General features: G+C 74.6%; 11 protein-coding genes and 1 pseudogene. 9 read left to right on the plus strand and 3 right to left on the minus strand.

The window, feature by feature from the left end:
* The 4 genes and pseudogenes from ACWCSD_RS36450 to ACWCSD_RS36465 all read left to right on the plus strand — a co-directional run.
* Positions 1–505: pseudogene (locus tag ACWCSD_RS36450) on the plus strand (reductase); the annotation flags it as partial.
* A 6-nt stretch (positions 506–511) separates the two neighbouring features.
* Positions 512–1,384 (plus strand): aldo/keto reductase, encoded by an 873-nt coding sequence (locus tag ACWCSD_RS36455; protein WP_449921829.1) that lies wholly within the window; start codon positions 512–514, stop codon positions 1,382–1,384.
* A 60-nt stretch (positions 1,385–1,444) separates the two neighbouring features.
* Positions 1,445–2,488 carry a response regulator transcription factor gene (locus ACWCSD_RS36460; protein ID WP_397164032.1) on the plus strand — a complete coding sequence of 348 codons (1,044 nt, stop codon included), beginning with the start codon at positions 1,445–1,447 and terminating at the stop codon, positions 2,486–2,488.
* Positions 2,489–2,575: 87 nt separating this feature from the next.
* On the plus strand, positions 2,576–3,298 hold the full coding sequence (locus tag ACWCSD_RS36465; protein ID WP_397164033.1) for a hypothetical protein: 723 nt from the start codon (positions 2,576–2,578) through the stop codon (positions 3,296–3,298).
* Between the two features lie 71 nt (positions 3,299–3,369).
* Here ACWCSD_RS36465 and ACWCSD_RS36470 read toward each other — a convergent pair whose 3' ends face one another.
* Positions 3,370–4,719: a S8 family peptidase gene (locus tag ACWCSD_RS36470; RefSeq protein ID WP_449921832.1), complete on the minus strand. Its 1,350-nt coding sequence runs from the start codon at positions 4,717–4,719 to the stop codon at positions 3,370–3,372.
* A 91-nt stretch (positions 4,720–4,810) separates the two neighbouring features.
* Complete coding sequence (locus ACWCSD_RS36475; protein ID WP_397164036.1) at positions 4,811–5,779, minus strand: EamA family transporter; 969 nt, start codon at positions 5,777–5,779, stop codon at positions 4,811–4,813.
* 210 nt (positions 5,780–5,989) lie between these two features.
* Here ACWCSD_RS36475 and ACWCSD_RS36480 point away from each other — a divergent pair, with 210 nt between their 5' ends.
* Positions 5,990–6,811, plus strand: coding sequence for a CPBP family intramembrane glutamic endopeptidase (locus tag ACWCSD_RS36480; protein ID WP_449921834.1), 822 nt, complete (start codon positions 5,990–5,992; stop codon positions 6,809–6,811).
* Entirely contained in the window at positions 6,808–7,467 is a 660-nt protein-coding gene (lexA, locus tag ACWCSD_RS36485) for a transcriptional repressor LexA (RefSeq protein ID WP_397164039.1), read from the plus strand. Before ACWCSD_RS36480 ends, lexA begins: the two co-directional genes overlap by 4 nt.
* Here the strand turns inward: lexA and ACWCSD_RS36490 are convergent.
* Entirely contained in the window at positions 7,398–8,090 is a 693-nt protein-coding gene (locus ACWCSD_RS36490; RefSeq protein ID WP_449921837.1) for a peptide deformylase, read from the minus strand. The two genes, lexA and ACWCSD_RS36490, sit on opposite strands and share 70 nt — an antisense overlap.
* Positions 8,091–8,254: 164 nt before the next feature.
* Between ACWCSD_RS36490 and ACWCSD_RS36495 the strand changes: the two genes are divergently transcribed.
* The 3 genes from ACWCSD_RS36495 to ACWCSD_RS36505 all read left to right on the plus strand — a co-directional run bounded on the left by ACWCSD_RS36495 (position 8,255) and on the right by ACWCSD_RS36505 (position 11,306).
* Positions 8,255–9,169, plus strand: a complete 915-nt coding sequence (locus tag ACWCSD_RS36495) for a hypothetical protein (protein ID WP_449921839.1) — start codon at positions 8,255–8,257, stop codon at positions 9,167–9,169.
* A 182-nt stretch (positions 9,170–9,351) separates the two neighbouring features.
* Positions 9,352–10,398 (plus strand): methyltransferase, encoded by a 1,047-nt coding sequence (locus ACWCSD_RS36500; RefSeq protein WP_397164044.1) that lies wholly within the window; start codon positions 9,352–9,354, stop codon positions 10,396–10,398.
* 68 nt (positions 10,399–10,466) lie between these two features.
* Positions 10,467–11,306 (plus strand): GNAT family N-acetyltransferase, encoded by an 840-nt coding sequence (locus ACWCSD_RS36505; RefSeq protein WP_449921841.1) that lies wholly within the window; start codon positions 10,467–10,469, stop codon positions 11,304–11,306.
* Positions 11,307–11,411 lie beyond the last annotated feature (105 nt).

An 11,411-nucleotide genomic window follows, 5' to 3' on the forward strand; every position in this document is an offset into this window, starting at 1 on the left:
GGCCGCGTACGCGGAGGGCAAACGCCAGGCCGAGGCCGTGTTCGCCCGGGACCCGGCCTTCCCGTTCCTCGCCGTGCGCAGCGCCCACGTGCTCGGCGGCGGGGACGCCGACTTCACCGGACGGCTGCGCCACTACGTGGACCGCGTACGCGCCGGGCTGCCGGTCGCCGTGCACCGCGACCCGGCCCCCACCTCGTTCGTCCACCACGCGGAGATCGCCGCGTTCCTGCACTGGACGGCGACGGGCACCGATGCCACCGGCGCGCTCAACGCCGCCTCGCGCGACACGCTGACCGTCACCGGCCTGTGCGCGGCCGTCGCCGCCGCGACCGGCTCGCCGGCGCCCGTCCACCGCGTGGTGACCGGCGGCGAGCCCGCCTCGCCGTTCTCCTTCGACCGCTCCTACGCCATCGACGCCGGCCGGGCCGCCGCGCTCGGCTTCACGTTCACCGACGTCGCGGCCTGGCTGCCGCGAGCCGTCGCCGACCTCCTCCCGGAAGGCTGACCGACCATGATCACCCGCCGCGTCGGAACCGCCGAGGTCGGCGCCGTCGGCCTGGGCGCCATGCCGCTGTCCATCGAGGGCCGTCCGGACCGCGTCCGCGCGATCGCCACCGTGCACGCCGCCCTCGACGCCGGCCTCACCCTGATCGACACGGCCGACTCCTACCACTGGCACGCCGGCGAGCGCGGCCACAACGAGGAGCTCGTCGCCGAGGCCCTGGCCACCTGGTCCGGCGACGCCTCCGGCGTGCTGGTCGCCACGAAGGGCGGGCGCGGCCGTCCCGGCGACGGCTCCTGGACGGTCGACGGCCGTCCCGACCGCCTCAGGGCCGCCTGCGAGGGCTCCCTGCGCCGCCTGCGCGTCGAGGCGATCGGCCTCTACCAGCTGCACAAGCCCGACCCGGACGTCCCGTGGGCGGAGTCGGTGGGCGCGCTGCGCGACCTGCTCGACGCGGGCCTCATCCGCGGGGCCGGCGTCTCCAACGTGACCTGCGAGCAGATCCACGAGGCCAGGGCCGTCCTCGGCGACTCCCTGGTCTCCGTGCAGAACCGCTACAGCCCTCAACACCGCGACAGCCTGCCGGAGCTGCGGCTGTGCGACCGCCTCGGCATCGCCTTCCTGCCGTGGAGCCCCCTCGGCGGCATCGCCCGCAGCGCCCTGGACGGCCCCGGCGCCGCCCCGCCCCGCACCCCCTTCCACGAGGTGGCCGAGGAACGCGGCCGCACCCCGCAGCAGGTCTGCCTGGCCTGGCACCTGGCCCACTCCGAGCACGTCGTCCCCATTCCGGGCGCCACCCGGCCGGAGTCGGTGCGGGCGTCGGCGGAGGCGACGGTCCTGAAGCTGACCGAGGACGAGCTGCGGCGGCTGGATGTGACTTGACGTAGCCGAATGACTACCCTGTGCTTGCCGGGCGGGGCCGCGGCGTGCTGACCTGGCCGCGTGAGCTCATGCCAGGACCGGGTGGTCCACGAGGTGCGCACCCTGATGGACCGGGGCGTCGCGGCCGAGCACGTCGGCGCCGCCGTGTCCGCCGCCATCGCCCCGCTGCTGCCGCACGACGCGCTGAGGCTGGTCGGCACCAGCCCGGCGACCGGGCTCGGGCAGGGCTCGTTCAGCTTCTGGCACCGCTACGAACGCGAGCTGGCCGTCTCCCTGCTCGCCCACCGCCGCGCCCACGGCGACCCGTGCCGGCCCGCGTCGCTGGCCCGGCTGCGGGTGCCGGTCGCGGTGGCCGGCGCCGAGGAGGGAGCGCGGCGGGCGTTCGCGGCCTGCGGCGCCTCCTGCGAGCTGCGGCTGCTGCTGCGTGACGGGCGCGGCGGCGTGTGGGGCCTGCTCGGGCTGGTCCGCGCCTGCGACGCCGTGCCGTTCACCGAGGACGACCGGCGCAGGGCGACGCTGCTCGCCCCGGCCCTGATGACCGCGCTGCGCAGGTACGTCACCGCCGCCCCGCTCGCCCCCACCGCGCCCGCCCTGCCCGCCGGGGTGATCGTCGTCGGCCCCGACCGCGGCGTCCGCGCCGTGACGCCGCAGGCCCACGCGTGGCTCGACCGGCTGCGCCGCCCCGACCGGCACGGCGCGCACGCCTGGCTGGCCGACACGCTCGTCACCGCCCTGGCCGCCGACGCCGCCGAGCACGCGCGCGGCACCGACGCCGGCCGGCCGATCATCTGCGCCCCGGCGGCCCGGTACGGCCGCTGGCTCGCCGTCGAGGGTCAGGCCCTGGACGAGGACGGCACGGGCGAGGTGGCCGTGGTGATCCAGGCGGCGACCGGCGGCCTGCTGCTGCCCTCGTTCTGCGACTGGTACGCCCTCACCCCGCGCGAACGCGGCGTCCTCGACCTGCTGTGCGCCGGAGCCGCGCCGAAGCAGATCGCCCGGCTGCTCGACCTGTCCGGGCACACCGTGCACGACCACCTCAAAGCGATCTTCCGCAAGACCGGCGCGAGCGGCCGGGACGAGCTCATGGCCGCCTTCACCGCCTGACCGCCATCCCCAACACTGGGGGGCTGCCCGCGCCGCCGCCCCGCCCGACCATGAGGGAGTACGCAGCACTACCAAGGGGAGGCACCCGTGACCCAGATCTCAACCCCCGCCCGCCGCCAGGTCGAGCGCTTCCTGGACTTCTCCGACCACGTCGGGGGCCTGGAGGAGGCCGACGTGCTGGCCCTCCTGCGCGACCACGACATCACCACGCTGGAGCAGCTCGTCGCGAAGGCGGTCAGGGCGCCGCGCTCGGCCAAGCCCGTGCCGGCGGACCCCGCCAGGGCGCTGGCCCGGGCCGGGGCCGCGACGGCGCTCGCCGCCGCGCCCATCACCCACCCCGCGCCCGCCATGGCGGTGGTCGTGGACGGCGTCGAGCACGACCCGGCGGACCTGACCCGGTTCGACGGCCGCCCGCTGACCTACCTCTACCACCCCGAGCGCCTGACGGCGGTCACCGACGACACCGCGGTCAACGGCGCGCTGTGGGCCGCGGCGCTGCTGCGCGACCCGCGTCCGGCCACGCGGGGCGAGGTGCAGATGTTCGAGCACGTCGAGTACGCCGGCGACTGGTTCTGGTGCCCGGCCCGCCAGGCCTACAACGACCTGACCGACGTCCACCACGGCCCGCTGCACCTGCACGACTGGAACGACGTCATCAGCTCCATGGGCGGCACCAACTGCACGGTCCGCTACTACGAGCACATCAACTTCGGCGGCAGCTCGCTCATCGTGCCGCCCTTCTCCGACATCCCGAACCTCGTCCCCAGCGGGTGGAACGACCGGATCTCCTCGGTCTGGAACCACGGCTGACCCTTCGTCCACCGGCCCTCCCCGGCGGACGGCGGCGCCGCGTACCCACGGGTGCGCGGCGCCGTCGCGGTTCAGGCGGCCCGGGTGCGGTGCGAGCGGAGCGCGGCCAGGACGCCTGCGGGGTTGACGATGCCGTACCCGTAGTCGTGGTCGAAGCCGACCGTGCTGCGGTCCTCGGCGGTGCGGTTGAGCAGCGTGCGAAGCTGCGCGGGCGACAACTTGGTGGACGGGTGGCGGGTGCGCAGGGCGGCGATGACGCCGGCCACCACGGGGCAGGAGGTCGAGGTGCCGGTGTCGGGCGTGCCGGGGCCGCTGGCCTCGGAGCCGGCGTAGTGGGTGTAGGCGGCCAGGTCGGGCTTGTGGTCGCCCAGCCGGGCCGGCCCCTGCGAGGAGTAGCCGACGCGCTCCCCGTGGGTGTCGACCCCGGCCACCGTGACCACCTTCGGGTGGCCGTTGCCGCCCACGATGTCGGTGAACCCGCAGCTCGCCGCCGGGCAGTCGCGCCCGCAGTTGCCCGCCGCGAACACGATGTCGGCCCCGGCGTGCTCCAGGCTGGAGATCATGACGTTGAACGGGTGCATCGGGTTGTCGGAGTAGTTGCCGGGGTGGCCGGGCGGGAAGTCCTGCTCCGGGTTGTACAGGCCCCAGCTGTTGCTGACGACCAGCGAGCGGGACTCGGCCGGCATGGCCTCCAGGAGCCCGCGCAGGTGGGTGTAGGCGGCCACGGCGTCGGACAGCATGCCCTCGACCGTGCCCTTCCTGCTCTGCAGGACGGCGATGTCGAGCAGCGTCGAGCGCGGGGCGGCGAGCTGGGTGTTGAAGGCGCACAGGCTGCCGTGCTCCACCGGGTAGCGCCCCGGCGTGGGCGTGACGCCGGGCGGTGCCCAGCTGTGCCCGGCGTCGAGGGTGACCTGGCGGCCGAGCTTGGTGCTCACGTGGTCGGCGTTGACGCCGCCGTCCACCACCGCCAGGTTGACGCCGTGGCCGTCGTAGCCGGCCGCGCGCAGGTCGGAGGCGTGCAGCAGCCGTTCGACGTCGTGCCAGTCGCCGACCGGGCCGGTGTCGGCGCAGGTCAGGTTCGGATGGATGGACGGATCGGCGAACACGCCGACGACCTCGCGTACGGACGACGACAACAACGCCAACCTGGACGGCACGTCGTCGTCGGAGAGCTCGCCGCGCACGAGCACGCTGGCGTGCTCGGCCGACAGGGAGAAGCCCAGCGGCCGGTTGAGCGACGACAGCAGGCCGCCCGAGGGCGGGGCGGGCAGCGCGCGCGGCAGGGCCACCGGGGCGAACGCCCGGTCCAGGACGATTCCCGGCAGCTCTCCTGCCACGTCGGCGACCGTGGCGGTCACGCCGGGGTCGAGGACGGCTTCGACGGTTTCACGGGCGGGGCGGAGCTGGATCAGGACACGCAAAGCTCCACCTCCTTCCTCGGGACGGGGATGGGACAGTCGTTGCTTCCCCTTGTAAATACCCGCTGTGGTGAATTAACTACTTACAGTAGTGTCAGCACTTCATTGCTCCCGAGGTCACCTCTTTGTCGCCGTCCAGCCCCGTCGCTCGGGATGGTCGGGTGCGGCGGGTCGCGGTCTGGGCGAGGAGCGCGCCGGACAGCACGATCACGCCGCCCGCGATCTGCGGCCCGCCCAGGCCCTCGCCGAGCACCCCCCAGGCCGCCAGCGCGCCGCCGATGACCTCCAGCGACGCCACCGTGGCGCCCACGGCGGCCGACAACCGCCGCACCGCGTTCACCCCGAGGATGTAGGCCACCACGCTGGCGACCACCACCATCCACGCGAAGGCCATCGGCACGGGCAGCGTCAGGGCGCCGGGCGCGGGAGTGGCGGACGCCGTGAACGCCTCCCACCGCAGCGCCCACGGACGGGCGAACGGGACCAGCGCCACGGCCGCGCCCGCCATGCCCCAGGCGACCAGCCCGAGCGGGTCGACGTCGTCCCCGAAGCTGTCGTTCATCAGGAAGTATCCGGCGGAGCAGGCCGCGGCCAGCAGGCCGAGGGCCAGGCCCAGCGCGTCCAGCCGCAGGTCGTGCCAGACCTCGGCGACGATCCCGAGGCCGGCCAGGGCGACGAGCGCCCCGGCGTAGGCCGCCCGGGGCAGCCGGACCTTCCGGACCAGCCGCACCCAGGCCGCCACCATGACCGGGGCCATGTAGACCAGCAGCAGGGCGACCCCCACGGGCAGACGGGTGACCGCCGCGAAGTACAGCGACTGCACCCCGGCCACCGCCACGACCGCGTACAGCGCGAAGAACGGCCACCTGGCCCGCGGGATGCGCAACGCCGCGGGCCGGACCACGGCCAGCACGCCCAGCAGCAGGAGCCCGGCCGCCGCCATGCGCGCCCACACGGCCTCGATCGGCGTCAGCCCGGCCGCGACGAGGTACTTGGCCATCGGCCCCGAGAACGCGAAACACGACGAGGACCCGAACGCGAGCGCGAGCCCCGCATACCTCATACCGCACCACCAGCGCCGTTGCCGTTGTCAGGAAAGCCACGACCCTGACACGCGCCCCGGCGCGGGCGCAACGCGATTACCGGCCCTCAGCCGGTGGTCGTAGTCCCCGGGTGGCAGAGGCGGGGCGGCGATTCGGATCTTCGGCCGATGGGCGGCGGGAGCAGGCTCCTGAACACTTGGCGGGGCCCGCCCCCGGAGGAAGGTCCGCCCGTGTTCCGACAGCTCGACGACCGCGTCACGTCGATCGTCTACATCGTCCTCGTGCTCGCCGTCTCGGCGGGCACCGCGCGCGTCGCGGAGGGGCTCGTCCTGGCCCTGTCGCCGCTGCTCACCGTGCTGGTGCTGCTGTTCGTCGTCACCCGGGAGGGGTTCTCCAGGGACGGGCTGCGCCGCCTCGGCCTGGGCCGGGCCGGGCTGCGCGCCTGGCCGGCCGCCGTCGCCGCCACCGCCGGGGTGTGCCTGCTGGCCACGGCGGGCGCGGTCGTCCTGGGGTTCGGACGGTTCACCGCGCCGCGGGGCGACTGGGCGCAGTCGGTGGCGGCCGTGCTCGTCACCGGGCCGATCCTGGCCTTCGCCGAGGAGATCGGCTGGCGGGGCTACCTGCAGCCCCGGCTCGCCTGGCTGGGGGAGCGCACGTCCATGCTCGTCGCCGGGGTGGTGTGGATCGCCTGGCATCTGCCGTACATCCTGTTCACGCCGTACTACCACGCCGAGGGGGCGCGGGCCGTCGTGCTGCCGCTGTTCGGCGGGTCGGTGATCGCGTTCTCGTTCCTCTTCGGGTACCTGCGGGTCATGTCCGGCAGCGTGTGGCCGGCCGTGCTGGCCCACTTCGCGCACAACGCGACGTTCGCCCTGCTGCTGGAGCATGCCGTCGTCACCGACCGGCCCGTGGTGGTGGCCGAGTACCTGGCCGGCGACACCGGGCTGTTCGTCCTGGCGGGCACGGCGGCCTGCGCCCTCGCGGCCGGGATCGCCCGTTCCGCCGGCGGCCGCCACCGCTCCGGCCGGCCGGCCTCTAGCATTCCTCTGTGACCACCTACGACGACCATGACACGTTCGAGCACCTGAACGTCTCGGCCCTGCCGCAACGACAGCAGCGGATCCTGGCCACGATCCGCGACTGGGTGGTCAGACACGGATACCCGCCGAGCACCCGCGAGCTGGCCCAGGCGGTCGGGCTGCGCTCGCCCTCGTCGGTCTCGAAACACCTGAGGAGCCTGGAGGAGCAGGGCTTCCTCAGCCGCGGCGCGACGATGACCCGCCCGATCGACGTGCGCCTGTTCCTGCGGCCGCCGTCGGCCGAGCCGCCCGCCGAGCTGGTGAGCGTCCCCGTGGTCGGCGACATCGCCGCGGGCGCGCCCATCCTCGCCGACGAGCACCTCGACGACACCCTGACCCTGCCCCGCGACCTCACCGGCCGCGGCACCGTGTTCGGCCTGCGGGTGCGCGGCGACTCGATGGTCGAGGCGGCCATCTGCGACGGCGACATCGTGGTGGTGCGGCAGCAGCCCGAGGCGCACTCGGGGCAGATCGTCGCCGCCATGATCGACGGCGAGGCCACCGTGAAGGTCTACCGGCGGCGCGACGGCCACGTCCTGCTCGAACCGCGCAACCCCCGCTACGACGTCATCGACGGCGACCGGGCCGTGGTGCTGGGGATCGTGGTCTCGGTGATCCGCAGCGTGTGACCGGCGGCGTCAGGGGCGGGGGCCAGGAGCCGTTCGTGGTTGGCGGTGGTCGACAACGAGCGGAGGTCGGCGCGGTCCAGGTAGATCACGCCGTTCAGGTGGTCGGTCTCGTGCTGCGCGATGCGGGCCGGCCAGCCGGACAGCTCCTTCTCGTACGGGCGGCCGTCCCCGTCGAGGGCCGACAGCCGCACCCGCGCGTGCCTGGGCACGACGGCGGTCAGCCCCTCCACGCTGAGACACCCCTCGTAGAACGCCCGGAAGCCGGGGCCGAGGGGCGTCACGACGGGGTTGACCAGCTCCAGAGGCGGCTGCGGAACGCGTTCGCGCTCGGCGGCCAGATCGGGCGGCAGTTCGGCCGGGTCCTCGATGACCGCCAGCGCCAGCGGGATGCCGACCTGCGGCGCGGCCAGGCCCACGCCCACGCCCGGCAGGTGCCGGAACATCGCGTCGAGCAGCTCGCGCAGGAGGGCGTCGGAGAGCTGGCCGTCGTACGGCTCGGCGATCCGGCGCAGCACCGGGTCGCCGATCTGGGTGACCGACCAGGGCCTGGGGGAGGCGAGCAGGGCGTGCACCCGCTCGGTCAGCTCCTCGGCGCTCGGGCCGGTGCCGTTCAGGGGGCTCATGGGGGTCCTTCCGCTCGACGTCGCTCGCTCAGCAGACGGTAGAGCATGCGCGGTGACCCGGTTTCGGCGGGTAAAGAGGGCTAGAAACATTCATAGAGTAGTTGATCCACTGCAATGGGTAATGATCGCTGCGGATGATCACGTAACGTCGCAGGGAGACACCCATGTGCAAGAGAACGATCGCCGTCCTCGGCCTGGCCGCAACGGGGCTGCTGACGGCGGCGGGCCCGGCGGCGGCCGAAGACGAAAGCAGGGCCGCCGCTCCGTGCGTCGCCGCCCGGCTGGAGATCACCGGCGGGCCCTCGGTCGCGGCGGGCGCGCTGCTCGACACCTCGGCCGTGCGGGCGTTCCTGCAGGGGCTCGTCCGCCCGGCGGACCGGCCCGGGGCGCTCCCGCGGTCGGCGGACGCGTCGTTCGCCGAGGCCGCCGAGTTCCCCGGCGTGCTCGACGCCTTCCTGCTCGACGTCGAGCGGGAGAACGGGCTGAGCAGGCCGGACGGCGGCACAGATGAGGCCCGGCCGGCCGCGGCGGACGGCGACACCCTGGCCCGGCGGATCCTGGAACCGCTCGTCGCCGCCGCCCTGGACTGCGCCCCGGCCACCACCTCCCCGGCCGCCGACACGCCGGACACTGACACGTCGGCCACCGGCGCGTCGGACATTGATACGTCGGCCACCGGCACGTCGGACATCGGGGCGTCGGGCACCGGCTGGGCGGAGACCGGGCTGCCGGACGCCGGCTCGTCGGCCGAGGCGGAGCCGGCGTCCCTGCTGGACGCCGCGGGAGCCACGGCGGTGCTCGAAGCGCTGGTCAACCGGCCCGAGACGTGCGTCACCGACGGCACCGCGACCATCCGCGCCGACGACGACGGCATGTCGGTCACGAGCTCGTCGTCCCGGGTGTCGCTGCTCGACGCGCTCGGCGTCAGAAGGACGCTGGACGTCCTGACCGGCCGGCCCTCGGCGGCCTGCCCCGCTGCCGACGTGCCCCTGTCGGCGGCGACCACCGAGCAGGACCGGCCGAGGTCGCTCCTGAGCGGCCTCGGTCTCGGGGCCCTGTTCTCCAGGCTCCTGGGCTGACGCACCCCCGGAGGCCGCCCCGCGCCGGGTTTGCGCGCGGGACCGGTTGGGGTTTCCGCATGGGACCGGCTGGAGGTTCGCGCGGGACCTGCTGGGCCTTTCGCGCGGGACCGGACGGGGTCGGGATCGCGTGGTAGGTTGCGGGCGAGCCTTGATCCTTCGGGGAGAAGGGGGTTGCGGCCGTGACAGGCACCGGCGACGAGACCGTCCACCCGACGGCGTGGCAGGCGGCGTGGGAGGTGCTGGCCCCCGTCACGGACATGGTCACCCCGATGGCCGTGCGCGTCGCGGCCACCCTGCGCCTGACCGATCTGATGGGCGCCGACGAGCTGCCCGTCGAGGAGCTGGCCCGCCGTTCGGGCGCCGACGCCGACGCCCTGGGCCGGCTGCTGCGCCACCTCTCCTGCCACGGCGTCTACGCCGAACGGGAGCCCGGCGTGTTCGCGGTCAACGAGCCCGCCGCGCTGCTGGCCGCCGGCCACCCCTCCATGATGCGCGACCGGCTCGACCTCGACGGCTTCGGCGGGCAGATGGACGTCGCGTTCACCGGCCTGCTGCACACCGTCCGCACCGGGCGGCCCGCGTGGGAGAGCGTCCACGGCGCCCCGATCTGGCACCATCTCGCCGCCCATCAGCAGGTCGGCGAGTCGTTCGACGCCCTGATGGCCGCCGGCGCCGACGACCTCACCGACGCGGCCGAGGGGTACGACTGGTCCGGCGTACGGCATGTGGTCGACGTCGGCGGCGGCACCGGCGCACTGATCGCCGAGATGCTGAGCGCCCACCCGGGGCTGCGGGCCACGCTCGTCGACCTGCCGGACACGCTGGAGCGGGGCCGGCGGTACCTGACCGGGCTCGGGCTGGACGGGCGGTGCGCGTTCGCCGGCCAGAGCTTCTTCGAGCCGCTGCCCCCGGGCGGCGACGTCTACGTGCTCAGGCGCGTGATCCACGACTGGGACGACGCCGACGCCGAGCGCGTCCTGCGGCGCTGCGCCGACGCGGCCGGGTCGCACGGACGGGTCGTCGTGATCGAGTCCCGGGGCGGCGCCGGCGACGACCCGGCCATGTTCGCCGAGATGGACCTGCGCATGCTCGTGATCAGCGGCGGCCGCGAGCGCACCGTCGCCGACTACACCACGCTGGCCGACGCGGCCGGGCTCGACGTGGCCGGGGTGCGTCACACGCCGCTCGGCAACGTCGTCCTCGACTGCGTCCCCCGAAGCGGCTGACCGGCTCTCGTCCGGCGCGGCCCCGCGTGGGTGACATACTTGATCATCCGCACGCGAAGGAGGCCACGGTGACCATCGAATGGGCCGCGCTGTCCGCCACGGACCTGCCGGCGATCGCCGAGCTGGCCGGCAGGTGCGCGGCGCGCGACGGCGGGCTCCCGGCCACCGCGTCGCCCTCCTTCCTGGAACGCCGGTACGTCACGGGCACCGCGGTGGGCGCGTTCACGGAGGGGCGGCTGGTGGCCTGCGGGGCCGTGCGGCCGGTGGGCGAGACGTCGGCGGCGGCCGGCCTGGTCGACCCCGACCATCGCGGACGGGGGCTGGGGTCCGGCCTGCTCGACCGGCTGGCCGCCGAGCCCGGGAAGGTGCGGCTGGAGACAGAGTCGCTGACCCCGCAGGCGCACGAGCTCTTCCTGGCGCGCGGCTTCCGCCAGGCGTTCGCCGAGGACGTCTTCCGGCGCGACCTGACCCGGCCGCTGCCGGACGTCCCGATGCCGGCGCGGGTGACGGTCGAGGAGTGGTCCCCACTCACCGAAGGGGCCTTCCACCAGGCGTACTCCGCGTCCTTCGCGGACCGTCCGGGCTTTCCCGGGTGGACGCGGGAGCAGTGGGTGAAGTGGCTGGTCGATGACGAGTTCCTGCCGGGGTGCTCGCTGGTGGCGTTCGAGGGCGACGTCGCCGTCGGCTTCGTGACGTGCGCGGAGGAGTTCCTGATCCAGGTCGGGGCCGTGCCCGCGTGGCGGCGGCGCGGGCTGGCGCGGGCGCTCGCCGTCGCGGCGCTCGGCCGTATGCGCGAGGGCGGCGCCGGCCAGGTCTTCCTCGACGTCAACGTCAACAACCCGGCCTCGGCCGGGCTTTTCGGCGGTCTCGGGTTCGAGAAGATCGCCCGCCGCGCCCGTTACGAGTAGGTCCGCCGGGGGTGCGGGGGCCGTTCGGCGTCTTAACCGGACGTTAGGGTTCCCGCAGTTCGTCGCTATCGTCCCGGCGGCCACTCTGGGAGGCGTCAGGACGAC

This window comes from Nonomuraea sp. NPDC001684 (genome assembly GCF_053596515.1).